Source organism: Arthrobacter globiformis, from assembly GCF_030818015.1.
Taxonomy (GTDB): domain Bacteria; phylum Actinomycetota; class Actinomycetes; order Actinomycetales; family Micrococcaceae; genus Arthrobacter; species Arthrobacter globiformis_C.
In genome coordinates, this window is the sequence record NZ_JAUSZX010000001.1 from 2,383,014 (window position 1) to 2,407,830 (window position 24,817).

The 24,817-nt window shown below is 64.3% G+C and carries 28 protein-coding genes and 2 pseudogenes; 17 read left to right on the forward strand and 13 right to left on the reverse strand.

The features are described 5' to 3' along the window. Window positions 1-143: 143 nt before the first annotated feature. Entirely contained in the window at window positions 144-698 is a 555-nt protein-coding gene (locus QFZ23_RS11015) for a hypothetical protein (RefSeq protein ID WP_306922898.1), read from the forward strand. A 77-nt stretch (window positions 699-775) separates the two neighbouring features. Here the strand turns inward: QFZ23_RS11015 and QFZ23_RS11020 are convergent, their stop codons facing one another. The 6 genes and pseudogenes from QFZ23_RS11020 to QFZ23_RS23855 all read right to left on the reverse strand — a co-directional run. Next, on the reverse strand, window positions 776-1,162 hold the full coding sequence (locus QFZ23_RS11020) for a hypothetical protein (RefSeq protein ID WP_306922899.1): 387 nt from the start codon (window positions 1,160-1,162) through the stop codon (window positions 776-778). Window positions 1,163-1,211: 49 nt separating this feature from the next. Continuing rightward, a complete protein-coding gene (locus tag QFZ23_RS11025) occupies window positions 1,212-1,580 on the reverse strand; it encodes a fluoride efflux transporter FluC (RefSeq protein ID WP_373427931.1) in 369 nt (122 codons plus the stop codon). Between the two features lie 5 nt (window positions 1,581-1,585). Next, window positions 1,586-2,350: a fluoride efflux transporter FluC gene (locus QFZ23_RS11030; RefSeq protein WP_306922902.1), complete on the reverse strand. Its 765-nt coding sequence runs from the start codon at window positions 2,348-2,350 to the stop codon at window positions 1,586-1,588. Window positions 2,351-2,825: 475 nt separating this feature from the next. After that, window positions 2,826-5,171, reverse strand: a complete 2,346-nt coding sequence (locus QFZ23_RS11035) for a multicopper oxidase domain-containing protein (RefSeq protein WP_306922905.1) — start codon at window positions 5,169-5,171, stop codon at window positions 2,826-2,828. Beyond that, window positions 5,168-5,668, reverse strand: coding sequence for a hypothetical protein (locus tag QFZ23_RS11040; protein WP_306922907.1), 501 nt, complete (start codon window positions 5,666-5,668; stop codon window positions 5,168-5,170). The genes QFZ23_RS11035 and QFZ23_RS11040 overlap by 4 nt, the downstream gene beginning before the upstream one ends. A 376-nt stretch (window positions 5,669-6,044) precedes the next feature. Then, window positions 6,045-6,547 (reverse strand): annotated as a pseudogene (locus QFZ23_RS23855) (IS30 family transposase); the annotation flags it as partial. A gap of 217 nt (window positions 6,548-6,764) precedes the next feature. Here QFZ23_RS23855 and QFZ23_RS11050 point away from each other — a divergent pair. Further along, complete coding sequence (locus QFZ23_RS11050; RefSeq protein ID WP_306926801.1) at window positions 6,765-7,418, forward strand: ScbR family autoregulator-binding transcription factor; 654 nt, start codon at window positions 6,765-6,767, stop codon at window positions 7,416-7,418. Between the two features lie 329 nt (window positions 7,419-7,747). Then, window positions 7,748-7,948 (forward strand): YegP family protein, encoded by a 201-nt coding sequence (locus QFZ23_RS11055; protein ID WP_306922909.1) that lies wholly within the window; start codon window positions 7,748-7,750, stop codon window positions 7,946-7,948. Window positions 7,949-7,960: 12 nt separating this feature from the next. On the opposite strand, the gene QFZ23_RS11060 is transcribed toward QFZ23_RS11055, so the two are convergent. Then, window positions 7,961-8,305 (reverse strand): hypothetical protein, encoded by a 345-nt coding sequence (locus QFZ23_RS11060; RefSeq protein WP_306922911.1) that lies wholly within the window; start codon window positions 8,303-8,305, stop codon window positions 7,961-7,963. Window positions 8,306-8,609: 304 nt separating this feature from the next. On the opposite strand from QFZ23_RS11060, the gene QFZ23_RS23720 reads away from it, so the two are divergent. Both QFZ23_RS23720 and QFZ23_RS11065 read left to right on the forward strand, forming a co-directional pair. Then, on the forward strand, window positions 8,610-8,879 hold the full coding sequence (locus QFZ23_RS23720; protein WP_373427871.1) for a DUF6884 domain-containing protein: 270 nt from the start codon (window positions 8,610-8,612) through the stop codon (window positions 8,877-8,879). A gap of 2 nt (window positions 8,880-8,881) precedes the next feature. After that, a complete protein-coding gene (locus QFZ23_RS11065; protein WP_306922913.1) occupies window positions 8,882-9,058 on the forward strand; it encodes a hypothetical protein in 177 nt (58 codons plus the stop codon). Window positions 9,059-10,012: 954 nt separating this feature from the next. Here the strand turns inward: QFZ23_RS11065 and QFZ23_RS11070 are convergent. Continuing rightward, complete coding sequence (locus tag QFZ23_RS11070) at window positions 10,013-10,561, reverse strand: AMIN-like domain-containing (lipo)protein (protein ID WP_306922915.1); 549 nt, start codon at window positions 10,559-10,561, stop codon at window positions 10,013-10,015. Between the two features lie 294 nt (window positions 10,562-10,855). Between QFZ23_RS11070 and QFZ23_RS11075 the strand changes: the two genes are divergently transcribed. Beyond that, entirely contained in the window at window positions 10,856-11,257 is a 402-nt protein-coding gene (locus tag QFZ23_RS11075; RefSeq protein WP_306922917.1) for a hypothetical protein, read from the forward strand. A gap of 368 nt (window positions 11,258-11,625) precedes the next feature. On the opposite strand, the gene QFZ23_RS11080 is transcribed toward QFZ23_RS11075, so the two are convergent. Further along, the gene (locus tag QFZ23_RS11080) at window positions 11,626-11,829 is read right to left on the reverse strand and encodes a hypothetical protein (protein WP_306922919.1); all 204 of its coding nucleotides are present in this window, start codon (window positions 11,827-11,829) and stop codon (window positions 11,626-11,628) included. Window positions 11,830-12,591: 762 nt separating this feature from the next. Here QFZ23_RS11080 and QFZ23_RS23725 point away from each other — a divergent pair. From QFZ23_RS23725 to QFZ23_RS11100, 5 genes and pseudogenes are all read left to right on the forward strand, one after another. Next, entirely contained in the window at window positions 12,592-12,918 is a 327-nt protein-coding gene (locus QFZ23_RS23725; protein WP_373427872.1) for an LGFP repeat-containing protein, read from the forward strand. Window positions 12,919-12,939: 21 nt separating this feature from the next. After that, window positions 12,940-13,038, forward strand: a pseudogene (locus tag QFZ23_RS11085) (hypothetical protein); the annotation flags it as partial. Further along, a complete protein-coding gene (locus QFZ23_RS11090; RefSeq protein WP_306926803.1) occupies window positions 13,027-13,188 on the forward strand; it encodes a hypothetical protein in 162 nt (53 codons plus the stop codon). The pseudogene QFZ23_RS11085 and the gene QFZ23_RS11090, both read left to right, overlap by 12 nt. Before the next feature lie 458 nt (window positions 13,189-13,646). Continuing rightward, complete coding sequence (locus QFZ23_RS11095; RefSeq protein ID WP_306922921.1) at window positions 13,647-14,096, forward strand: VOC family protein; 450 nt, start codon at window positions 13,647-13,649, stop codon at window positions 14,094-14,096. 35 nt (window positions 14,097-14,131) lie between these two features. Further along, window positions 14,132-14,530 carry a DUF4259 domain-containing protein gene (locus QFZ23_RS11100; RefSeq protein ID WP_306922923.1) on the forward strand — a complete coding sequence of 133 codons (399 nt, stop codon included), beginning with the start codon at window positions 14,132-14,134 and terminating at the stop codon, window positions 14,528-14,530. 102 nt (window positions 14,531-14,632) lie between these two features. Here the strand turns inward: QFZ23_RS11100 and QFZ23_RS11105 are convergent, their stop codons facing one another. Further along, window positions 14,633-15,175 carry a hypothetical protein gene (locus QFZ23_RS11105; protein ID WP_306922925.1) on the reverse strand — a complete coding sequence of 181 codons (543 nt, stop codon included), beginning with the start codon at window positions 15,173-15,175 and terminating at the stop codon, window positions 14,633-14,635. On the opposite strand from QFZ23_RS11105, the gene QFZ23_RS11110 reads away from it, so the two are divergent. Continuing rightward, on the forward strand, window positions 15,174-15,803 hold the full coding sequence (locus tag QFZ23_RS11110; protein ID WP_306922927.1) for a DUF5956 family protein: 630 nt from the start codon (window positions 15,174-15,176) through the stop codon (window positions 15,801-15,803). The genes QFZ23_RS11105 and QFZ23_RS11110 overlap by 2 nt on opposite strands. Before the next feature lie 415 nt (window positions 15,804-16,218). After that, window positions 16,219-16,374 carry a hypothetical protein gene (locus tag QFZ23_RS11115; protein ID WP_306922928.1) on the forward strand — a complete coding sequence of 52 codons (156 nt, stop codon included), beginning with the start codon at window positions 16,219-16,221 and terminating at the stop codon, window positions 16,372-16,374. Between the two features lie 372 nt (window positions 16,375-16,746). Here the strand turns inward: QFZ23_RS11115 and QFZ23_RS11120 are convergent, their stop codons facing one another. The 3 genes from QFZ23_RS11120 to QFZ23_RS11130 all read right to left on the reverse strand — a co-directional run bounded on the left by QFZ23_RS11120 (window position 16,747) and on the right by QFZ23_RS11130 (window position 19,724). Further along, complete coding sequence (locus QFZ23_RS11120) at window positions 16,747-16,938, reverse strand: hypothetical protein (RefSeq protein ID WP_306922930.1); 192 nt, start codon at window positions 16,936-16,938, stop codon at window positions 16,747-16,749. Between the two features lie 1,188 nt (window positions 16,939-18,126). Continuing rightward, window positions 18,127-18,279 carry a hypothetical protein gene (locus QFZ23_RS11125; RefSeq protein WP_306922931.1) on the reverse strand — a complete coding sequence of 51 codons (153 nt, stop codon included), beginning with the start codon at window positions 18,277-18,279 and terminating at the stop codon, window positions 18,127-18,129. Window positions 18,280-18,857: 578 nt separating this feature from the next. Continuing rightward, entirely contained in the window at window positions 18,858-19,724 is an 867-nt protein-coding gene (locus QFZ23_RS11130) for a GntR family transcriptional regulator (protein WP_306922933.1), read from the reverse strand. Between the two features lie 269 nt (window positions 19,725-19,993). Here QFZ23_RS11130 and QFZ23_RS11135 point away from each other — a divergent pair, with 269 nt between their 5' ends. From QFZ23_RS11135 to QFZ23_RS11150, 4 genes are all read left to right on the forward strand, one after another. Next, entirely contained in the window at window positions 19,994-21,259 is a 1,266-nt protein-coding gene (locus QFZ23_RS11135) for a RuBisCO large subunit C-terminal-like domain-containing protein (protein ID WP_306922935.1), read from the forward strand. 1 nt (window position 21,260) lies between these two features. Further along, a complete protein-coding gene (locus tag QFZ23_RS11140) occupies window positions 21,261-22,559 on the forward strand; it encodes a four-carbon acid sugar kinase family protein (RefSeq protein WP_306922936.1) in 1,299 nt (432 codons plus the stop codon). Window positions 22,560-22,613: 54 nt separating this feature from the next. Next, on the forward strand, window positions 22,614-23,657 hold the full coding sequence (locus QFZ23_RS11145; protein ID WP_306922938.1) for a zinc-dependent alcohol dehydrogenase: 1,044 nt from the start codon (window positions 22,614-22,616) through the stop codon (window positions 23,655-23,657). Between the two features lie 73 nt (window positions 23,658-23,730). After that, window positions 23,731-24,759, forward strand: coding sequence for a 2-keto-3-deoxygluconate permease (locus QFZ23_RS11150; RefSeq protein ID WP_306922939.1), 1,029 nt, complete (start codon window positions 23,731-23,733; stop codon window positions 24,757-24,759). Window positions 24,760-24,817: the final 58 nt, after the last annotated feature.

Genomic DNA, 24,817 nt, shown 5'->3' on the forward strand with positions numbered 1-24,817 from the left:
CCCTGTCGCCGGAAGCGACGAATCAGGACAAAATATAGGACGGGTCGGCCGGTATCACCGGAATCCCTCACGAAAGGATGTGCCTCATCCTCAGTCTGCAGGACATTGACAATATCGTCCTCAACGGAGGCATCGTTGTGGACGTGACCAGGGAGAAAATTGGCTCCGTGGAACAAGTCTTCACCAGCGGCGATTCCGCGGAGCCAGTCTTCGTCACCGTGCGGACAGGCCTGTTCGGTATGTCCGAATCCTTCGCCCCGCTCTCCGGTGCCAGCCTCGAGGAATCCGTGATCAGGGTCGCCTTCGCCAAAGACACGGTGAAGAACGGCCCCCGCATCGACAGCGACCGCGGCGCTATCACGGAGACGCAGGAACAGGAGCTCTACAGCTACTACGGTCTCGACGCCGGCGCATCCAATGAAGGATCCTCCACAGGATCGGGGCCGGACGACTCAACGGCGGCAGCCGGGGACGCAATGCTGACCGAAACTACGGCCGATTCCGTGGGCGAGGAAGGACGGATCGAGGCCACCAGGTTGCGGGCTGCAGTGCAACGGCCCCCGCATCCGTTGCAGCATGGCGGCCCGCCGGCCCCGCCACCGCATCTACGTAAGCACGTACCCCGGCCGCCGGGCCCGCATCCCGGCCCTCACCCTCCGCACCGGCCACCGCGCCGCCCGGGGGGTCCCATTCAATAGTCGCGGCGGTTCCCCGAGGAGATCAGCCGGCCGTGGATTGTGGCATCGTTTCTGGCGGCCTGCCAGTCAAGTTCTTGTTACCGGTCTCGCCCGAGCCTATCGCTGCTTGGGCTCGCCGCGCTTACCGTGCTGACAGCTTGTGCCGGTACGGCGACCACGGTCACCGCGTACCCGGCAATGGTCAACGACCAGTACTTGCGGGTCCTGTCCGCCAGGGGGCCGGTGCCCAGGCGCAGGACCAGGGCCACGGCCTCCCCGAACCCGGTGATGAAACCGACCATGACCGCGGACGCGCCAAGGGTGGCCAGGAACGGTCCCGTGATGGACCGGGCACCTTCGTAGACGACGTCGGCGAGCATGCCGACCACGCCGAAGGCCAGCACGAACCCCATGGGCCCGAGCCTGTTCCGCCGGGCTTTCCCTGTGCCGTCCGTCGTGACCTGCTCTCGATTCATTTCCGGCACTTCCGCTCCCTGGTCTGATTCGTGGGTGTGGTTCGGTGGCTGGCCGGTCTCATAGGAGGCTTGCCAGGGCCAGGCCTGCCGCTGCGGCCCCAATCGCGGCTGCGGCGGTGCCGATGCCGTTCAGGAGGGCCAGCCGGGTACGGCGGGACTGGATGAGCCGGACGGTCTCGAAGCTGGCTGTGCTGAAGGTCGTGTCTCCGCCCAGGAACCCGGTACCGGCGATGGCCTGCAGCTCGACCGGGGCGGCGTGGGCGATCACGGCACCGGCGACGAGTCCCAGGAGGAAGGATCCGGTGACGTTGGTGGCGACGGTGCCGATTGGCAGGGTGGTGCGGATTTTGGAGCGGACCAGCCCGTCGACGACGAAGCGCGTTCCGGCGCCGAGGCCGCCGGCGAGGCCCAGCAGGAGAATGGTCAGCGCGTTCACCGGCTGCCCTCGTGCCGGTCGGGGCGGAGGGTCGCATCCCGGCGCCGGGTGGTCATCCGGGCGTGGTGTCCGACGGCAGCCCGGATCCCCGCCACCGTTGCTATGGCGCCGCCCAGCAGCGTGGCAGCCACATAGAGCAAAGCGTCGGTGGTCCTTCCGGAGCCGAGCAGGGTGTTCGTTTCCAGGGCCAGCGTGCTGTACGTGGTGAAGGCGCCCATGAACCCGGTCCCGGCGAGCAGACGAATCACCCTTGGCCTGCCGGTGTCAGGGCCGCGGCGGACCAGCGCCTCGAGCAGCACGCCCAGCAGGAAAGCCCCGGCCAGGTTGATCATCAGCGCGGGCAGCGGCCACCCGCCCGGGGACGGCAGAACGGTGCTGAGCCCAAAACGGGCCAGGGCACCGAACACGCCTCCGGTGATGACGACCAGCACAAAGCCGGGGTGCAGGTGCGCCGGTCGGTGCGCGCGCGCCTCGCCGAGCGTCCCCGCGTCCGTTTCGTCCGCCGTGGCCTCGTTCGGGTCGCTATCGATGGGCAGCCGGTTCGTGACCGCGGTGTCTGCTGTGCAGCGGCTGGCCAGGGCAATAACCGTTGCGATGTACTGGGCGGTGTCCCTGCCCTTGAAGGCCTCTAATCTTCTGTCCCAGGCAACGTTGTTGGTGAGAGGGATTTCCAGTCCAATCCGTGACGCCGCTTCGGTGACGTGGGGCCCGGTGGGCGTCGGCGCTCCGGAAGCGGAAGGGGGGGGCGCCGGGCTTGGCATGGACGGAGGGTGTGCCCTGCCTCGCCCGGCGCACTGACCGGAACCTGATACGGCTTTTAACTTCCCGGCCAGATACCGGCAGCTTGACGCCAGCGGGTTCCGGAAACCCGGTGAACCCTATGATGTCCGGGCTGCGGAGGCAGGTGATCGCCCCGCAACGGTGGTGTGCTGATCGGAACAAGGGGGACACTTTACAGGCCTGCGCTGCCTTCTGCCGCCAAGGGGATTATTGGCTATTCACAGCGTTTTCCGGAAGAACGTGTTTCCATGGCCCGAAAGCACGGAGCCCGGTCTAAGACGGACTGACAGTGATAGGTGCGCCAGCCGGCCAGCGGATGGCATGGCTAGGTAACGCCCCATGTTCCAGGCCTTCCTTTCATCCGCAACGCTGCTTCGGCTCAACGTCCAGTATGTAGCGGCCCACCCCAAGTCGGCGTAGTGCTGCTGTTGAGCTTTTTTGATCGAGGGCAGCGGGTCAGGTGGCGGTGATCGTGACGGTTTTGGTTGCGAGCCTCTGCCCGGTGATCCAGTGCAGGAAGTCAACAGAAATGGTGTATTTTCCCGCGGCGGGGGGCCGGAGCAGGAAGTCGTACTTCTCGGCTGCACTGGCTTTGATGAGGCTGGTGAGCAGGGCCTGGCCGGCCGCTGACGGGTGCACCGCGGGCCCGTTCGGGTTGGGGGTGTTCCAGAAGGGGCGGCCGTCGTGGGCGATCAGTTCCGCGATGGGGGCCGGCCGGCCTGCTGCGTCGGTAAAGCGCGTGAGCGTGGGGAAGTAGTCGATGTTGACCATCCGCACCAGCGTGGGGTGCTTGCTTCCCCTGGCGACGTTTGCCCGCATGGAGGAGATGCTCCAGACAATGTCATCACCGACCGGCCTGCTGGCCAGTGCCCCGCCGAGGAGGAAGAAGTGCCTGGGCTCGAAGCGGTTCAGGCCCACGTCTTCGCCCGAGAGCCCTGCGGCGTGGTTCAGTTCATGCCACCGCGGATCGAGGGAGTAGGGCCCGATCAGGGTCTCCGTGGCGATGTCATACAGGGGACCGTTCACAGAATGACGCCGTGTCCCGGCCGGCCAGGGAGAGGCGATGCTGGGGGGTGGATCGACGATGACCGCCCCGAACATGCCCATCTGGACGTGCAGCGGGGTGTTGACATGGCAGTGATAGAAATAGGTTCCCGCGGCCCCGCGGTTGGGGTTGCCGGGCACGCCCACCTCCGGCCGCCATTGATAGGTGTAATGCCCGGTGACCTCGAAGGAGGTGTGGCCCACGCCGTCGTTGCGGGGATCGGGTTCGAGACCGTGCCAGTGGATGGTGTGGACCCTTTTGCCCGGCTTGACCGTGCCGTGGAAGATCTGGCCCTCCGTTAGCCGCAGCGACGGGCCCGGTAGCTGGCGCCCCAGTTTGTCGGACTCAAAGCTCCACACCTCGTGCTCGGAGCCGTCCGGGAACGGCATTTTCCGGTTGAAGAAGTCGAACTCCACGGCAACGTCCGGCGGCAGGGCATGCTCCGTCTGCGGAGCGCCCTCATGGGGCTGGTCCGAAGCGAAGTCCACCTGGCTGCGGAACAACTCATGGGGATCCGCGGCGGTGGGCGGCGTGCCCGGGTCGGGGATGGTTTCGGCGGCCAGCGCCCAGTCCGCGACCAGCCCGCCGGGGTAGAGCCCTCCGGCGGCGGTCTGGGACGGTTCCGCATGGCAGTGCATCGGGTATTTCCAGTCCTCGTCCCGCGCTTCCCAGACGGCGTCCACCACCTCGGGCGGACGGCGAACGGGAAGCATGGCTTCCTTCCGCTCCAGCGGCTGCAGCTGGACGGTGTCCTCCCACTGCTGCAGGACGACGTCACCGCCGGTAACACGGCCGCCGGAGCGGGGGAAATCGACCCCGTTGGCGCGCACCGTCCACACGTGGTTGCCGTGGTAGTGCAGCGAATGGACCACGATCCCGGCGTTGACCATTCTCATCAGCTGCCCGGTGCGGATGGCACCGGGAGCAGGGGAGGCGCTGAAATTCCGTACATCGGTTTCCCGGGGAAACCCGGAGGCCAACGTGTCCTCCTCGCGCCGTTCGTTCAGTTCCTTGTCGGTGCTGACCGCCAGCGCCTCAAAACCTGAATGCCCGTTGATGGTGAAGTACCGGGGAACGGCCGGTGTCGTGGCCGGATTAACGGTCTGTCCCCGTGAGGCGATCCGTGCCCACTCGGAGTCGACGTCGTGGCAGATCCACAGCCACTGCCGTTCGAACTCGGCCGCTCCGGGGGCGAGGCGCCAGGCGTTGCGGGGGTCTATCACCACCAGGGCACCGAACAGGCCCAAAGTTCGTTCCACGGGCTCGTTGCCCGGGTCGGTGAACAGATAGGTTCCAGGTGCCGGGGCGCTGAACTGAAAGAGCTTGGTCTTCCCCGGCGCGACCGGTCCCGAGCTGACGTCCGCGCCCGCGGTACCGGCACGGTGGAACCGGAGTTCGTGCGGTTGGGCCAGATGATTGTGCAGCAGTATCTGGATGGTGCTGCCTGTTTCGGCGATCAGCGTCTGGTCCGGGAAGAAGCTGGCCCAGTACCCCCGCCGCACCAGGAACTCCTTGCGGTTCACCGGATCAGGGCCCAACGCCCTGGGCCTGCCCGCCGGGGGTACCGGGGCGCCGAGCGGGTAGGTCCTGCTGGCGACCACCCGTCCGGCAGCGGTGATCACCCGGGGGCTCATCACCAGTGCAGGCCGGGGATCGTTGACAGGCGTGGGCCGGTCGCCGAAGCCACGGTGATACACCAGTGACCCGTCCACCATCCGTACGAAACCCTCGTTGATGTGGATATCAAGGGTGCTCATGACAGGGCCTCGCTCGTGTTCAGTGGCGGCAGGGCCAAGCGCACAGGCTGGTCCCTCTGTGAGTCCGAATGCTCCAGCTCCAAGCCCCCGGAATCGCGCGGTGCGAGGGAGCTGATCAGCATGTGCTCGGTCGTCTGTGGCTCCACAACGCCCAGGCTGCGGTCGGAGTCCTGGGCGGTGACCGTCGTACCCGAGGGTGCCAGCCTCAGACGCAACTCGCCCGGGCTGAACAGAACAGGCTGCGGTCCCCCGTTATGTACCTCCACCTCCACCACGACAACATCGCCCCAGGTGAGGTTCGCCGGCTGTGGCCAGCCGCCCTGGTCCAGGAGCGCGCCACCATGACCGTGCCCGCCGGTGCCGGCCGTGCCCCCGGCAGCCCGGGCTAAACCGGCGTCGCCCGCGGTGGTCTGCGACGCTCCGGCCACCAGGTTGCTGGCCGCCGTTCGACCCGCGGCATCCAGGCGCGCAACGCGATCCGCACGAATAACAGACACCCTCCCGAATGCCGTGTCAGCGCCGGTTACCGCACCAAGTCCACTGCGTGAAACAACGCCGTATGTCCCTCCGGCTACTAACAGGAAAGCCCCACCGCCGACCACCCAGCCAAACTGGCGGCGGGTCAATGCGCCTGCCGGAACTACGCCGGTATGAGAATCCATGACCACCCCCAATGCGTTCGCGGAATGGGTCAATGCTCGTGGCCGAAACCTACAAAAACCTTGAGGTTTGCACGGAAAGAAGGCGAACCGAGACCGGTCCGGCGACGGCCGAAGTTCCTGGCAGTTTCCGGGTGCCGCTGAAGGGTCCTTCTGAGGCGGCCGATTCCTTCTCCAATCCGGTTCGGTGTCTCGAAAATCGCCCGGGGCGGATTCAAGTGGTGCCTGCAACACCGGGTTTAGTTGATGGCTTCGAGACTAGCTCGGCGAGGACTTCTGCGGGCGTTCGGTAGCCGTGTCGTTTGTGTGGCCAGCGGCTGCGTTCCGCGGCGACGTTCTCGAGGATTCCGGGCCCGTGGAAGGACAGGTCGGTGCTTTTCGGGAAGTACCCGCGGAGGAGCCTGGGTGTTTTCGTTGCTGCCGCGCTGCCAGGGCGAATGTGGGTCGCAGAAGTAGACTGGCATACCGGTTGCCATCGTGATCTCCTGATGCCGGGAACATCTCCGCTCCTTGATCCCAGGTCGTCGAACGGCGCAGCTGCTCGGGGAGGGTATTCATCGCGGTGATCATGGCCTCGGCGACGGTGCGGGCGGTGTGGTCCTCGGGCAGATGCAGCAACATCACGTATCCCGTGGTGCGTTCGACGAGGGTCCGGATCGCGGACTTCGATGCTGTCGAACCGATGATTAAGTCCCCTTCCCGGCCACTGGGAAGGGAACTTAATCAAGCTCAGCTTTGCCGACGAGGTCCAGTACCGTCTTGCTAGGATCGAAACCAGGACACTTGTGACGTTGCCTTCAGCGCCTGGGCGGGTCCGGCGTCCGACCTAACCGCTGGCTCCGCTCAGAAACCCTCGCCCGCACTGGCGCTGGCGCCCCGAAGGCGGAGTGAGCGTCCTGGAAACATGCCTCTGACTAGAGTTGAGGGTTTATTGATGGTCCTTCAGGATCGCGCAAAGGCAACCCGTGAGGCCATCATTGCCGGGGCTGCAACAGTCTTTGAGGAGCGAGGCTATGGCAATGCCAGCCTGAGCCAAGTCTCTGACGCGGCCAGGGTGACCAAAGGTGCCCTCTACTTCCATTTCAAATCCAAGGAGGAGCTGGCCAAGGCCGTGATTGACGAGCAGCACCGCATCGTCGTCGCGGAGAGCGAGGGCATCCTCGGTGAGCGCCAACCTGCCCTGACAACGATGATCCTGATGTGCCGCGCGTTCGGGCTCAAGCTCGTCCACGAACCGATTGTCAGGGCGGGTATCCGCCTGACGCTTGAAGCGACCGCGTTCGGCGATCCAGTGACCGGACCGTACGAAGACTGGATCGCCACGATGGAAAAGCTGGCCGATCAGGGCCAGAAGGAACGGCAGATCCGGTCTTCCGTGGCCCCGGCTGAGCTTGCGCGATTTCTGGTCGCATCGTTCACGGGAGTTCAGATGGTATCGGGCATTCTGACTCGCCGTGCAGACGTACTGCAGCGCATCGAAGAAATGTGGGCCATCCTGCTGCCCGGGATCATGCATGAGGACTTCCCGACGGACCCCGAGGTCCTGTCCGCATTGGTATCCGCTGACTTCCCTGTCGGCAACGGGTAAAGCGCTGCTTCAGCAGATGCCGCCACGTTTCTCTCCTCACGGAAAGTGAAGGCCATTCGAGCCATAACCGGTCGACCGTATTGTTTCACCCGCCTTTTTCAGTTAGACTGGTCCCGGTGGGGGGCTCTTTCGCCTGGAATAGTGTTCTGCAATGGAGCGAGGACCGTGCCGGTGTGAGTGCTTGGGGGGCGCCGGTACGGTTCTTCTCTCACCTGCCCGTTCCACTCCTATCTACTGTTCGTGGAGTGGTGAAACCGGAGGGCGACAAGATCCCGCCAAGCCTTGCTGAGTTAGCTACTTGAGGTAGGCAATTATCATTTTGGATACACATGGCCGGCACCATTGAACTGTTCGTCGATGCGCAGTCGCACTTCAGATTCCGGATCAAGGCACCCGACGGAACCGTGATGGCCGTCTCCAGGGACTTTGGCGATAAGCCAGCAGCTATCGCAGGCATTGTCGCGGTACGCGAGTACGCCGGAATGGGACTTATCGCCGATCTTTGCCAGCCGCAGGGGTCTAACTCGTAGACCCACTAACCACTAGCCTCCTCCCACGGTTCGGGTAGGCCCCCAGCCCATGCCTCCACCATATTTTGAGTGTGCCGGGACGCCGGCGGCGTAGTTTCCGTCGTCAAGGACCTGTTCGCGGAGCCACTCGGCGATGGCGGTGGTTGCTTCACGGTCTTCTCCCGCAAGGGTGGCCAACGTGATGGCGGGGATGCCGTCGGCTTCGTCCAGTTGCTGCCCGAGGTGCCGGTTCAGTGAAGCGATCGACTCGGCTGCCGTCAGGTCGATCCACCGCGTCGGCGTGTTGATGGGCAGGGCATAGATCAGGCGGCCGTCCCTCCAGTTGGGCGGCAGCCAGCCCGGGACAGCTGCTTGCATACGCTGCAAGTTTTCTTGCCGTCCACCACGACCTGCCCCGGGACTCTCATCGTCTCCTCGTCTCCAGGAGGAACGCCTCCACATGCTCCTTTTCGGGTGAAGATTACCTGAAGGGGCATGCCTGACCCGGGAGGCGTACCGGGGACTCTGATCAGTGTCCGGCGGTTTCGTTCTCCCGCAGGGCGTGGACCATGGCGGTGTCGGCCAGCTCCGCTCAGGCGTCGGCGTTGGCCAGGATCCGCGGGCATGTCCAGGACCTGGCCGAAGACGCCGGACTAGAGGACTCCGAGATGTTTGCCCGGGCATGGCACCTCCTCCTGAAAGGCTCCATCATCTCCGCCATGGAAGGCGATCGAGAGGCGGCCAAAATAGCCCGGGAGTTAGCCCAATCCCTCATCGAGCGCCATGGTCGGTTGCGCTTCGCAGAAGCTGCGTCGCACAGCCCCGGCACGGGAGATGTATCTCCCAACTCTTCAAGAAGGCTGCAGCTTATGCGGATCGGACATGCGACCGCTGGTACATCCTGTCCGCCAAACACCACCTGGTGCATCCGGACACCGTCATCGATCCTTAGACATGAAGCTGGGGACGAACTACCGCACCAGCCCGCCGATCCACCAGTGGTGCGACACGGTCCAAGCCCAGCTTGAGGTCGAACTCGCCCGGCTGGAGAACGTGAAGCTGGTCGTTCTGGCTGGAGAGCGGTACCGGTACGCGGTGTACAACAGCCCGTGGGAGCACGAATCCCCATGAAGGCCTCGGGCACCGGCCAGCAGCTCGGCTGGCTAACCGCACAGATCTCCGGCCACATACGGCAGGCAGGATAGGCGGAGCAAGCCGTAGGATTCTGGCATGGCAGGGGAGAGGCTCAACATCCCACCTCGGGGCAGGTGGGAAAAGATCGCGGCAGGGTCGTATTGGTAGCTGATCCTTCTGCCTGTGTTCACGTCGAGCCTGCTCCGTGATGCTCTCGGTTTCTGGGGTTTCCATGCGCATAACCATTAGAGGGGGGCTTGGCCGCTCTCCTGGTTGTCCGGCTCGCGGTGCCTGAGAGGAAGGAGCGCGTGGCACGTGATGCAGAACGTGGCATCATCCAATGCGCGGTCCGCTATCCCAATTCCCAACCGGGTTCCCTCCGCAGCCGCTGGTTGCCTGGGCTTGCCGAAGTGAGCCGAGGGGCGGTCAGGTTCCAGCCGGATTTTGGCGCCGAAGGCAGGCCAGCCGGCGCGATCAGAACGTTCTCCGATGTCATCCTCGAAGGCCCGGTCCAACCGCCGGCCAAGAGACCCCCGGAGTTGAAATGGGGCCGGAGCTTCATTGCCCTCGAAACGGATGAGCGGCCGCTCCATGTGGCGGCCGGTGATACCGGCCTAAAGTTGCTCGAGGACCGGCTAGGGGACCATGAGACCTGATGCTGGGCGGTGGATGATGCGCGCGCACCTGAAACCGTGTCTGGCTAGGCTGACGGCATGAAGCCACCCACTGATGTGCAGCAGGCCTTGTTCCGCCAGATCGTCGAGTACACCGGGGGTGGAGCCTCGCCCTGGCGCTGCTCCGCAGGGTCTTCGATGTCCTCGAAGTGAAGGGACGGTGAAGGCCGTTCCTAGCCCCTAGCTTGTCCAATGATGCGTCGCCGCACCGTACAGGCAAAGCGGGCCCCGCCTCCCTTCTGGGAGCGGGGCACCGCTACTTATCTGGCTTTAGCTGTCACCATTGGTGGGCGACGTCGATCACGAGCCGGGATCCGTTGCCGGGACCTGCAAGGGTGAAGACCTTGAAGGGCAGCCGGGCACGGACGCCGAGGCCCAGGGTGGTGTGGCCCTCGAAGCTGCCTGCCCAGGCAACCTGCCTGAACGTCTTGTACGTCGAAACGTTGGTGACCTCGGAGCGGTTGGCCGGCACGAAAGTGGCCTTGCCCGTGGCGTTGTCATAGCTGGGTGAGTGGGCGGTGACCTGCAGGAATGCACCGCCCCGCAGCTTGATGGGCCGCCCGGACCCGTCCTGTACAACATTTGAGACGTAGCGGACGTTGTAGCCGGTTCCCTTCCCGTTGATGTCGACCACCAGGCGGTCGAAGCAGGAGTACTTTCCTGAGCGAACGTTGGTTACCGATGCGGCGCTCATGGCCGGGTTGGACTTGGCCAGCGAGCCCCAGGCCAGCGCGCAGGTAGAGGCTGCGGAGGAGGATCCCGGAGCCAGCAGGCCCAGCCCGAGGGCTATGACGATGGCTGTCAACCAGGCGCTTAGTTTTTTCATGTGGGTACCCCTTACGGGTGTGAGTGATTGGATGACTCAAGCGTAGGAGCGCCAAAAGCCGGAAACGAGGGTTGTTTCCGGTTCTTCGTGCAACCGTTAAGCGGCTGGGAATCCGATCACGGGAGCGTAATTCCGGGGCCCATTTCGGGGGTGCCGAAAGACGTTTGTGGCCTTTTCTCCACACGCCTGTTATCGCCGGTAACGGCCGATACAGCGCCGGAAGCAAGGGCAGGAGACTCCGGTCCCTGCAGCCGGCCGCCCGAAAACCATCAGGGCGAACTTCAGCCTCCTAGAGTGCCGATTGTTAATGGATTCAGCGGCGGGGCCGAACTTCGTGTCACCGCCCTGACGGCCGGTCCGGAGCCCGTCTCGATGATGGTCCTGTTCCGCGCTCACCTCGGCTGCTGGCTCATTCTTGGCAGCGGCTACACTGGTCGCACCTCCGAAGCCATCGGTATGCTTAACGATGCCGTCCAGGCGTGCAGTGAGGAGGGCTTCAGTGACAGCACGGACGCCGTCGCCGTCGCAGTCTGGGCAGGAGTTCATGGCTACACGACCCTCCAGGCGAGCCTTCCGGTGTTCCCGTGGCCCGAGGGACTGCTGTCATCCATGGTGGGTAGCCCCCCAAGACGCACAGGCACGCAGCAGCGGCAGCTTCCCGAACGGATGACTGAGGATCTCAACGGGCAAGGATAGCGGGCTCCTAGGCCTCACCTGATGCCTTGATGCTGGCCTTGATGTCCTCCAGAACTGCCAGGTCCTCGGCGTCCGGCTCTGTACGGACAATGGCGAGCGTCTGCACCATGTGTCCAGGTCGACCGACGTGATCGTGTAGGTGTCCGTGGTGACTGTAAGCATGCCGCTGTATTGGGGATCTCCAGATTCGTTAGCGCAGCGATCAGCGAGCGGTTGTCCTCCAGGATTGGCCGGCTGGCGTCCAGCTTCCAGTCATCATGTTCCCGGCCCAGGAATGTCGAGTACCGCGGCAGCACGAGGGACCACGGGGGATAACGCGGCGGCAGTGTGCCCTTCCCGGGGCTTCCTCGACACGGCCTGATGCCAGCTCAATACGCAGGCCCCACGGAGCCCTCAGTGACCGGCCTGGCGCCGTCGATGCTGACCTCCCAGAAACCGCCCTGGAAGTACCGGAAAAAGCCCGCCTCGCCCTCCGGCCCGGACGCACTCCTGAAGCGGGTGGCAAAGTCCCCGGCGACAAACCCCGGATCGGCGCGGGCCAGAAGTCCGATCAGCTGCTGAATGGGCGTCACCTGACTGAGGGTCGGTAGTCAGGCCAATGGTCCCGGTTGTACCCGGACGAAGCCTCGGGCCGTACAGGATGCTTCCACCCCCCGGAGAAGAACCCCTGTTCCTGGGACGACGCCTCCTCCGAGGCTGTCCCGTCTGGCTGAATCTGCGCATCACTCATTGGCTCCCCCTGCCTTTGCCCGGCCGCGGATTAGCTGCCGTATCCCGCCCGCAGTCTACTTGCGGGGCCAGTATGGGGAGAAGGGGCATGAGCGAACTTTGATCAGCCGTCGCCGCGTGCCTGACGGACGGAGTATCCCGGGCACATCATCTGCCTGCGTCGGGACTGCCATCGCCGAGAAGGGCGCAGAGTTGATGCCCTCGGCCAGCCGGACCGCGGCGAGGAAGCGCTCGCGGGCTACCTTGCTGTGACGAGCAGGGCTGCCAACTGGCCAAGTGGATGGCCGGGCCGAGAGATTATGATTTCCGCAGCCGGGCCATTCCCGCCATTTTCAATGGGGGATTCATGCGCTTGAAAATTCTTTCCGCCGTGCTCGGTCTCGGCCTCCTCAGCAGCTCCATCCTGGCCATCGCACCGGCCCACGCTGCCGAGGGGTGCCAAACTGCGCCCAACGGTACAACCTCCTGCTGTGGGGACGGCTACGGCGGCGTGACGCCTGGCGGCGGTAGCGGGGATAACACCACACCCGCCCCGGCTCCCAGTCCTACGATCCCTAGACGAGGAGATCTGCAGAGTCGCCGCCGGTAACAACCTCGGCTCTGCATTGGGCCCGGTCCGGACCGGCCTGAAGGAGGGCGGCGCGTACCGGCAGTATCAGCGCGGTTTTGTGGTCTATTCGCCGTCGACCGGCGCGCAGGTCTCTCGGGGTGCGATCCGCACGGCCTACGGCAAGCTCGGCTACGAGAAGGGCCGACTCGGATACCCGACGATGCTGGAGGCAGGCATCGCCGGCGTCACCTTCCAGAAGTACCAGGGTGAAACCATTTCCCTGGACTTCCACAGGCGGCGCGCATGCCCTTGTCGGAGCCATCCGGGCCAAATGGGAGGGTGGACTTGGGACGCCCGGGTCTCTGGGCGCGCCTGTTTCTGATGAAGTGACCGGGCCGGCGGCGCAACGCAGTCGTTCCGCGGAGGAGCGATCGTCTGGTCGCCTTGGACCGGCGCCCAGGTGTCCAAGGGTGCCATCCGCACAGCCTGGCTGAAATCCGCAGCCCAGAACGGCGTTCTCGGCTACCCGACGACCGGCGAACTCATCGACCCCGACGGCAGGATGATGCAGAAGTTCCAGGGTGGCCAGATCATCTGGAGCGCCAAGGGCGGCGCCGTTGTATTCACCAGTACGCCGCACTCCAGCATCTGAGCGATCACATTCAGAGTGAGCAATAAGGTGCCCGCGGTCATTCCGTGAGCACCTCTGTGCTTCTGCAGGATGCGTCGTGTTTCGCGGCCGCGCGGGAGGGGGCTGTCGTATTGTTTGTACCCAGGGGTGCCGTGCAGTGCGGTCCTGTGTCGTTCCTGCTGAAGAAGACCTAGTGGCCTTTGAAGTGCCACGGCAGCGCATGGTGTGGACCATGGGGAAGGCGTCCGCGGGGGCTCTGTGACTTGCGACGCTGTGAATATTGGCCGGGCCCGGCGGTGACGTTCCTTCTCGTGGTGATCTGGCGTTTGGTGCAACCGGCCAGGTGGGTCCGTCGTGCACTTCCCGGCACCCGGGGTGACTTTTGAACTGTCCACGGATGCGGTCAGTTCCCGGAGCTGAGGGTTTGCTCGTGGACCGTCGTCCTTCCTGGCGGTGCCTCCTGACTGCGAGAATGGGCCATGGATCAGAAACACTCCTACGATCCGGCGGACGGGTTCCCGCGGATCATGCCTTCCCGGTACGACGATGTGGAACGCGCGCTGGTATGGCTTAAAGAGGTCTTTGGTCTTCGCGAGCATCTTCGCTGGACGTCGCCCGAGGGCGTTGTGCGGCATGCAGAAATGATGTTGGGTGATGCCTTTGTGGAACTGGCTCAGTCCTCCAAGGACCAGCCCAGTCCCCGAACGCTTGGAGCAACCAGTTCAGTAATCATCGCGATAGTTGACGACATAGACAGCCGCTACCAGCGGACCAAGGCCGCCGGCGCAAAGACTATCGCGCCGATCGAGGACAAACCCTGGGGTCTTCGCCAATTCACCGTCGAGGACCTGGAAGGACATCGTTGGGAGTTCTCCCAACAGACGAGGGTTGTTCCACCGCAGGAGTGGGGCGCCAAGCTCAGCCCATGATCGTACTAACCGGCGACCGAAAGGGCGACGAATAGATGGGCGCATGGGGCTTCTTGCCTTTCGAGAATGACGATGCACTGGATTGGCTGGATGAACTCGAAGCCGGCGGGGCAGAGGTAGTACGCGGGGCTCTGGCGAAAGCAGATGCCGGCTACGTGGAGGCGCCGGAGGGCAGCGTCGCCATCGCCGCCGCGGAGGTCATCTCGGCCTGCCAGGGAAACCCACCAGGTGACTTACCGGAGAATGTGGCGACATGGGGGACCGCTCATGGGGCGGAGCTCGGCCCCGAGGACGTGGAACTCGCGCTGCAGGCGGTCGACTGCGTGGCAGGGGAAGAATCCGACGTCGCCGAGCTGTGGGACGACGCTGATGAACCGGAATGGCGGGAATCCCTCGGGGAGCTCTCGGAAAGGCTGCGCGCGGCCCTGCGGTAGATCTGCCCCTGTGGACCCATGTGACAGGAACGGGTCATGCTTGGGGTGTGGCGACCCTGGCGAGGACTTGGTCGGTGTCTGCGCCGACGGAGCGTAGTTCGTCTATGGTGCCGGGACCAGCCAGAAGCCGGCGACGGCTGCGGTGCCCGGCTCGGTGGTCATGGGCACCAGATGAGCGAAGACCTGGCCTGCCTCGAGGTTCACGGTCATGCTCCTGGCTGTTCCGCACTTGAGGGCGAGCTCGTGGCTTGATCCGCCTCTGCGGTCAGGCTGCGCGATGAGAAGGGCTGCATCCGTGACGCCGACGCATGCAGAGGTCACCTTGTAGCGGCCCTCAGGTATGCCCGGCAGCGAGGTGCGGTGCCCATCGCCGCCAAGCCCGCCCGAGCTGCCCAGAACGAGGTCAGAAGGTCTCGGGCCGAGGAGCTGGTCCAGCTGCGTCTGGTTGCTTGCCTGTTCCTTGGCAAGGGCGGGATCAGCTGTGGGCGGGGGAGGTGGGGCCGGCCGGGAAGGTACGGGCGGTGAGGCGGTCGCCGGTGCCGCCTCGTCGTCCGTGTATGCGCAGGCGCTCAAGACCCCTGCCAAGCTGGCCATGACCAGTAAGAGTGTCATGCCGCGGACGTGTTTTCCCCCAATGAACCACATGCCCGCAGCGTATCGGCATCCGTATCTGTCAGCTACCCGCCGAACCGTGCCTTGGGGGCTGAACCGGCTGTTTCTGCCGGCCAAGCCCACTTCAACGCCAACTCAAAGGGATTGGATCCCTAGCGTGACAGTCCGTGGCACTGCCATCGTTGGGTCAAAGGCACGCGCAACGCGGCCGGCAAGGAGTGACCAGTGGAGCGACGTACAGCAGCCCGCGCCGTCAGCATCATGGCTGGAACTGGCAGAGAACGGCTGGGGAGCCCTGATGGGATGGGCAGCCGGCGAAGAGAACCTGCGTCGCTACCCGACCTCGGACGCCGGCAGGACGGTGACAGGCTACATCGAGCAGGCAGGGGAGCGGGAACCCTTTATGGAGCCCTTCACATCAGATGACCGGGACATAATCGATGACGAAATCGATGCCTACCTCCGGGACGCCGACCTTCCGCCCCGGCCCAGAGGCTACGTCTGGATGATCCGCGTGCCGGACGGGTATCCATCACCCGGCGCTTTCCTGGCAGACGCGGACGCCGCCATCCAGCGGGCTGCCAACGGCACCGTCGATCCGAAACAGCTGCGCCCCGTATTCGTGCAGGTTTTCCGCGACTTCTACGCCACGGGCAACTAAACAACATGAGCAGCGCCGGCCTTTGCAGTCCGAGGCCGCCGCTTCTGCCGGCCGCCATGCAAGTGAGGAGCCCCGCGGAGGGCTGTGCGGGGCTCCTCTGTGGGCGCACCGGGCGTTTCGGTCTCTCAGGTGCGCCGCCACTGAAGATGCTGGTGTCGTTGACGCCGCAGCTTCAGGAACCGGTAGCATCGCTGCTGCCCGGCGGCCGGTCCGGTAGACGTGAAGGCGACCGTGCGGCCGGATACAAGCTTCTCGCCGGGACCTTGCGGATAGCTGGTTAACCCTATGACTGAAACACGTAACCGGTGGCTGGCCGATAAAGGGCTGATCATCCGGCCGAAACTTGAGGTGGGAGCCATATACTGACCCCGATACGTGCACACGTATCACAGCACCACCAAGGGGGAACATCGCGATGAAAAAACTTGCCGCCACACTTCTGATGACCGGCATTCTCGCTGTAGCAGGGTTTGCCGCTCCGGCTAACGCCGCACCGAAGGATCAGGACAGCACCACTTCCTCTTCGACTACCTCGACCAACTACGCAACGATCGGCTGGTGGCCGAACTAAATTCGGCGGAATCTGGCTAGCCAAAGGACCGCCCCTACCTCCCGGTTGGGGCGGCTTTTTGCCGCAGCGGCGCCGCTGGATTCCACCAGTTCCGCCGAAGAATGATGGGCCCACCTTGGACGCCGGCTCCGCTGCTCGCCGAAAGGGTGCCCAAGGAACCGCGGTTGGCGTTCCGGCCCGTCAAGGGTTGGGTGCCTGCCGGGGATGGCAGGTACCCTCGCCGTGACGCTTCACGGATTACCAGCCGGATGTTGGCAAAGAGGACAGCCCGAACGGCCAAGGTGTCCGGGTCGTGGCCGTCCTTGAGCGCGTTCTCCAAGGCGCGTCAGTACTCTTCAAGCCGCAAAGCGCCTGCCATCGCGGAGCTGAGCTTCAGGCTGATGAGTGCTTCCAGGGTCGGCTCAACGTCCCTGCCGGACAGCCTTTGAAGATCTTCGCGGCGCGGACGGGCAGCATCCGGAAGTACTCCTCCATAAATAATCCGGCGACAGCCTCTCCGGCGTCTTCCGTCAACTCCTGAAACAGGCCGTCGGCCAGGACAGGAAGATCCTGGTCATCGGTCACCTTAGGGAACCCCTCATTTTCACATCGTCAACAGGTGGTTTTCGTTGATAATGCTCCGATACTGGCCTCAAGGACCGACCACCATCACCGCAGATTTCAATCAAGGGTTCACTGGCCCTTCTTTGCGCCGCAGGATTGGTAGCTCCGCAAAGCCCTTGTTTTGCGGAGGGGCGAAGATACTCTGACCGGCGCTTGGCTCAGCCGAGGCGGGGACCGCAACGCCAAGCGTGCCCTGCGTCAGGTCGACCTGGTCCGCATGGCATCGTCCCCGTGAACCAGGGGCTGCGTGGACAAACGCACCGCGGAAGGTAGGAGCAAACGAGGAATCATCCGCTCTCTTAGAAGCTATGGCGCCCGGGAAGTCTACCGCCGATGACCGAACAAGCAACCAGCACCAGTCGTTCTCATGGTTAGCCTTGTCGCTCTCACCTAGCTGTGTTCAGGCGGGTTGAGTGTGGGTTGCCTTTTTCTGCGTTCGGAGCGGACGCGCCAGACCGCCACGGCGACGATCGCGATGACGACGGCGACAGCGGTGACGTCCCTGCCGACGGTTTGGCCACAGCTTCGTACGAATTGCCGGCCAGGTAGCCGAGCAGCACAAAGCCCGTACCCCAAGTCAGTCCGCCGACGGCGCTGAAGGCCAGATACCGCGGATAGTGCATGCGGGAAATGCTGGGGCCTTATGGATGTGCCGTGCTCTATGGAGCGAAGTCCTGGTCATGCTCTCTTCTACTGTCTGCGCCCATGAGATGGTCGAAGGGAGGTCGCAACGCTATGACGTTCAATGAATCCGAGTCCTCGGCTTGCTCAGTACATCACTGCTCGGCCCATTTCGTGAGTCGGATTCCGGCTGAGCCTGGGAACGTCGTCTCGTCTCAGTTGGCCTGCGCGGCAGCTGGTGGTGGAGAGGGATTCCCAGCGCCGCAAAAGGATCGTCAAGCTCGGATGGGTTGGGGCTCAAAGTGCTCACAAAAGAGGGTGTGGACAGTGTCCACATCCTGGGCTTCGGATTCGGTTGTACCGGCCTCGGACTGGGCCGGACTGGGGATGTTTTCGAAAGAGTGGCGGATTTGCGGGGGAAGAGGCTGGTTCGAGTCCCACCTCGGGCACGTGTTTCCCCTGTTTAGGGGCTTTTTAGCCTCTGACTGTGGACAATTTGTGTTGTGAAGGGCCCCGTCGGGGGCCTTTTCATTGGTGGCCGATGGTGTGGCCCGGCGCCTCCTTGCCTTTCTGGATGGACGGGTTGTTGTTCGTTACCAGTTCATGGGCTTCCTTGGCTTGGGCAACATGACCTGAGAAGAATTCGGTGCCGGTTTCTTTTCTAGGTCGTTGGGTGTTCACAACGCTTCTCCCTCTCGGTTGTTGTTGGCGTTGTTGCTTATTCATGGTGGGTGCGGGGGAGGGCGGCATGACTTGTGCCCAGCTGTTAGGGAACCGGTTCCGGCGGACTCCCGACGCTGCTTTGACACCGGTTACCGTGCCTGACTTGGAGCCGGCATCGCCGTATATGTGGCCCATCAAGGTCACACCACCTTTCATCCTGCACCCTGTGTTTTGGGGACGTTACCTGTTCATGGCTAACGTTCGGCGTCTACTTCATCACGCTGTACTCTCGTTGCGCGCCGTCTTTGATCCGCTGCTGGATGGATGCTCTTTCATATCCGTTCATGGCCAGCCTGCTAAATGACTACCTGACGCCGGTGGACTGTTGCCGCGTCGAGAGGCGTGGGTAGCCGATTAGCTTCGGCATGGCGCTCTCACGTGTCTCACAACCAACGATGAATCCGCCACACATCGTTTATGCGACACAGCAAGTGGGACATTTGACCTGGTTCGCCGTATAAAGGGTCTCCAGCGGGTGTCGTGTTTAGGAGTCGTCCCAACAGAGGTCAGAAGTCGTTTGCAGTGGGTCCTCGCTTTTAGCCTGCTCCTCGTTCAAGATCAGCGAGTTCTGATTCGAGTTGCTGGGTCAGGTTTCGTAGGCGCCGGAGGTGCTCTTGGGAGACGCGTCCCGGTTGGGTTGTGACTTGTGCGTCGACGTCGAAGACGGTGTTGGGGCTGTGCCAGACATTGAACCATTCGAGACCATGGCCGAGAGCGTCCCGGGTTACGCCTTGGAGCAGGAGCAGTGGTTCGCGGGTGTTGATGTTCAGTTTCCGCGCCAGGTCAGGATCTGAGGACACGGCCTGGACCTGACGGGGTCCTCCGGCGGGGTGGTAACCGTGGTCGCGCATCAGGCTGAGGAGTGACGCGTTTTCGAGCAGTTCCACGGTGAAGTGCGGGAAGAAGTCGCGCGGGACCCAGGTCCGCATGAAAGCAACGGGAAGATCATCGAGGTAGCGGACCCGCTCGATTTTCCAGGTGTTGGTGGTATTGAGGGCCTCGATGCCTGCCTGGGGCGGCTCGGATGGTTCTACGGTGAGGACGTGAGTGCGCAGGCGCTGGCCGTGTGCGGCTGCCTGTTCATCCAGGCCGCCCGCGCGCTGAACGTGCCGGCGGAGGACGGGCGTTGCGGCTACTACGCTGCCGCGGCCGCGCTGGCGTCGGATCAGGCCGAGGTCGGCAAGGCCTGACAGGGCCTGACGCACAACGCTGCGGGAGACACCGAACTGCCTTTGCAGTTCCTCTTCAGTGGGCAGCGAGGAGCCCGGGGACAGTGCAAGGTCCACGATCTGCCGGTGCAGGATGTCCCGAATTTGAGCATGGAGCGGGCCTCCGGCTTCCCGGTTTAAACCACCGCTGCGTCCCGCCGGCTCCGACGCTGTTTCTGCTGGTTCCAAACTCACGCTAACTCCTCTGCCGCTGTGCAAATCTTAGCCCTCCCGCCGCCTGCCTAGCCCGTGTAGTGGCATAGCCGGCCTTGACGTGACCCACACCACCCATTATTGTACGTATCAAAGGTACGTACAACTTCGGCTAGGAATCACAGGAGATGCCGTGGACCCGAAGTGCGAGTCACCTACTTGAGCCCGCATCGGCGCGTGAGCGACGTGAAAGTACCTGCAAGTGACAGCCGGATACGTGAGTTTCAAAAACCCCTCGAATTGGAGAATCCATGCGCGACCCGCGCTCGGTGCGTTGCACCTACTACCTAGAGTCCGAGATTGACCCCGGGAAGGCCGCCGCCATCATGGCGGGCGAGCAGTCCAGCGGCACCTTCCTGCCGGTCCCGGGCGAATCGGCCCGGATCCGGGAACGGCACGCCGCCCGGATATCCGATGTGCAGGAGCTTGGTTTTTGCCGGCCTTCCTTGCCGTCACGGGCTAACCCGGAAAAAGTCCGCGCAGCATTGGTGACCGTTGATTTCCCGATGGAGAACGTCGGAACCGACCTGGCGACCCTGCAGACCGCCATTGCAGGCAACCTCTTCGAACTGGGCGACCTCTACGCGTGCCGGTTGCAGGACATTGAGCTGCCAGAGGACTTCGTGGCCGCCCACCCTGGCCCGGCCTTCGGCATCGAGGGGACGCGCAAGCTCATCAGTGACGTTCAGGGCGTGATGGTCGGCACCATCGTCAAACCCAATGTCGGGCTCTCGGAAGAGGAGTTCCGGCTGGTGGTCCGGGACTTGGCGATGGCGTCCATTGACCTGATCAAAGACGACGAGCTCATGACCGATCCGGCGTATCTGCCCTTGGAACGCCGGGTCGCAGTCGCCACCGAAGAAATCCGCGCCGCCGAGCAGGTCACGGGCCACTCGACCATGTATGCCTTCAACATCACCGGTGACCTCGCCAGCCTGCAGAAGCGCCACGACCTGGTTGTTGAAGCCGGTGGCCGCTGCGTGATGCTGAACATCCCGGTAATGGGGCTCCCAGCCCTGGCCCTGCTGCGCAGCTTCGCCGAGGTACCGATCCACGGCCACCGCGCCGGCCTCGCCGCCTCCATGCGGTCCAAGGCCCTGGGCATGGACTACCGGGTCTGGCAGCAAATGGCCCGCCTTGCCGGTGCTGACCACCTGCATGCCAGTGGACTGGGCAGCAAGTTCTACGAACTGGACGAAGAGGTCGCGGCCAACATCCGCAGCCTGCTCGAACCCCTCGGACAGACCATTGCACCACTTCCAGTGTTGTCCTCCGGGCAGAACGTCACCACTCCCGGCCCCACCTTCGACGCGGTGGGGTCCACCGACCTGATGATGCTCGCCGGCGGCGGCGTCGCAGCCCACCCGGACGGCCCCGGCGCCGGAGTGCGGAGCCTGCGCCAGGCGTGGAAAGCGGCCGTGAACGGAGTTCCGCTGCAGACGGCAGCCGACAAACTCGCCTCAACGGGGGACGATGCTCTCCTGCACGCAGTCCAGACTTTTGGGAAAGGTGCCTGACATGCCAGCTTTCGGTTTCGTCGCAGACGACCTCACCGGAGCCGCCGACGTCCTGGCCCAGTCCCACCGCTACGGCCTGGAAGCTGCGCTGGTCATCGGGGACGCGCCGCTGCCCACGGACACCGACGTCGTCGGGTTCGCAGGACCGGCCCGCTCCCTGTCCGGAACAGCGTTCGACACCCTGGTAACCCGTGACCTCGCCGGGATTGCGGCCCTGAATCTGGACGTGCTGCTGTACAAGGTCTGCTCCACCTTCGACAGCTCCGTCACTGTCGGGAGCATCGGCCGCGGGATCCAGCTGCTCCATCAGCAATTCCCCCTGCACGGCCCCGTTCCCGTGGTGCCCGCCCAGCCGGGCTTCGGCCGGTACACCGCCTTCAGCAACCACTACGCCACCTACGCCGGCAAAATCTACCGGCTGGACCGCCACCCGGTCATGTCCCGGCACCCCTCCACCCCCATGTCCGAGGCGGACCTGCGCCAGGTCCTGGCCGAACAACTCGGCGGCACCCAGGTGCCCGAGGCGATCCACCTGCCCGCCTTTGACGACGGCACCTTCAAGGACTCCTGGGCGGACCGGCGCCGGGAACCCGGGGCACAGGCCTTTGTCGTCGACGCCGTGGACGAACACCAGATGGACGCCATCGCAGAAGCACTCACTCGGGAAGAACACGGCCACGGACCCTCGATCGTCGTGGGATCCGGCGGCATCATGGCAGCACTGGCACGGTCCCTCTCGGACCAGCCTCCGCGCACACCCGGCCCGCAACGCCCGTCCGGACCGGTTCTCGCCGTCAGCGCTTCAGCGTCCAGCACCACAGCCGAGCAAATCAACGACGCCATCTCAAACGGCTGGGAGGACGTTCCCGTCCCTGCCGAACTGCTGCAACGCGATGACACCACCCTCGTGGCAGCCCTCGATGAACGGGTGTCCGCTGCCCTTCGGGCAGGCAGGAACGTCGTCGTGCACACCACCCGCGGATCGGCAGACCCCCGCTACGACGCCGGCAAACCGGTGGACGCAGGCTACGTCGGCGCACTGATCGGCGGCATCGCCGCCCGGATGGCCGACGCCGGGCTCACCCGCGACATCGCCGTGTGCGGCGGCGACACCTCCAGCCACGCACTCATCGCCATGGGTGTACGCCAGCTGCGCGTTTCTGACCAGTTCGTCACAGCCGGCCCAATCCTGCGGGCCGACGGCGCCTCCGCTGTCGGCGGGTGCCGCCTGCTGCTCAAGGGCGGACAGGTCGGCCCGACCGACATCCTGCGCCGCTTCGCCGGCCAACTCCCCAGCTGATCCCCCCAACACAATTCCTCCACGCATCACCAGAACCAACGAAAGGCGGCCCCCATGCGGGCAGTAGTTAAGAACGCAGCCGAGCGAGGCGTAACCTACATCACCGACGCCGGCGACCCCAAGGCCACAGAAGGCTCCGTCGTCATCGAAGTCGGCGCCGCGTCCCTGTGCGGCACCGACCGTGAACTCTACGAATGGACCCCCTCTGCCCAGGCGTTCAACCTCAACCTCCCGGTCATCCTCGGCCACGAAGGCGCAGGAACCATCGTCGAGGTCGGTCCCGGAGTGACCGGACTGCAGGTTGGCGACCAGGTCGCCCTCGAAAGTCACCTGACCTGCGGCCAGTGCTTCCCCTGCCGCACCGGAGACGCCCACACCTGCGAACGCACCGGGATCTTGGGCATGCACATCGACGGCGTCTTCGCCGAATACGCTGCCGTGCCGCAGGACATCTGCGTCAAGCTCCCCACCGGCCTGTCCCTCGAATCCGGAGCTTTGCTCGAGGCAGCCGGTGTGGCCGTGCATGCCATCCAGCGCGCCAATTACTCCGTCGCAGGCCGGGCCGTGCTCGTCAGCGGCGCAGGCCCGGTCGGCCTCGTCGTCGTGAACCTGGCACTGCTCATGGGCGCCAGCCATGTCATCGCCGTCGACCCCAACCCCTACCGGCGCGCCCAAGCCGAAAAGCTCGGTGCGACCGCCCTGCACCCCAACGACGGCATCATCGAACGCTGCCGCGAACTGACCGGCCGCCGCGGCGGCTTCGACGTCGCCTTCGAATGCTCAGGAGCGCCCGGCACCCTGACGACCCTCTTCGAGGCCGTCCGCCGCGAAGCCACCGTCATCACCGTCGGACATCCCAGCCGCCCCGCGGAAGTCGACATCGCCGCATACATCAACAAAAAAGGCATCACCCTTCGCGGTATCTTCGGTCGCCGTCTCTGGGAAACCTGGGAACAAAGCCTGCTGCTGCTGGACTCCGGGAAGCTGGAGCTGGACTGGCTCATCACCCACCGCAAGAAGCTCAGCGAAATCGACGAAGCCGTCGAACTGCTCACCGGAGACGCCTGCAAAGTCCTGCTCATCCCGGGCCTGGGCTAACCCCAGCCCTCACCGGAACTGACGGTCCGACCCGTGCAGCTCCCAACCACCCAGTTATTCAGAGGAGAAATCAATGTCGATTCCCATCAAGAAAGCCCTGGAAAGAATCCCCGGCGGAATGATGCTGGTGCCCCTTGGCATCGGCGCCGTCATCCACACCCTCGCCCCAGACGCCGGAAAATTCTTCGGGTCCTTCACCGGAGCCTTCTTCACCGGCCTTCCGCCCCTCCTTGCCGTGTTCTTCGTATGCCTCGGTGCGACACTCGAAGTCAAATCAACGCCGTACATCCTCAAAAAGGGCGGCGTGCTCCTCGGCTCCAAAATCCTCTTCGCAATCCTGATCGGCGTCATCGCCGGACGCTTCCTCGGCGAAGCGCCCATCGAAACCGGGATCCTTGCCGGCCTCTCAACCCTCGCACTCGTCGCCGCCCTGAACGACACCAACGGCGGCCTCTACATCTCCCTGATGGGACAGTTCGGCCGCAAACGCGACGCCGGAGCCTACTCCATCCTCTCGCTCGAATCCGGCCCCTTCCTGACCATGGTCACCCTCGGCATCGCCGGCCTCGCCGCCTTCCCCTGGCAGGCACTCGTCGGCGCCATCCTCCCACTGGCACTGGGCATGCTCCTCGGAAACCTGGACAAGAACATGCGGCATCTCCTGGCCCCGCTGGTACCGGCAATGGTTCCGTTCCTGGGCCTGGCCCTCGGCCTGACCATCAACCTCAACGCCGTCGTCGAAGCAGGACTGCTCGGCATCGCACTCGGCCTGTTCGTGGTCTTCATCGGCGGCGCCGTGCTGCTACTCGCCGACAAACTCACCGGCGGCGACGGCGTGGCCGGCCTCGCCGCAGCAACCACAGCCGGCAACGCGGCCCTCGTCCCGGCCATCGTCGCCGCGGCCAACCCCGTCTACGCGCCGGCGGCAGACCACGCCACCGTCCTGGTCGCAGCCTCGGTCGTCGTCTCCGCAGTGCTCTGCCCGATCGTGACTGCCGCCTGGGCGCGCAGGGTGCAGAAGAAACTGGTCGCAGCAGAGATGAACAAGAGCCCAGCCGAGGTGGCAGCCGTACCCAAGCACGCGGTAGAACCTCAAAACTGACCCACCTAGTACCAAAGGCAACCGGGCGGGGCATGCACACAAATGCATGCCCCGCCCG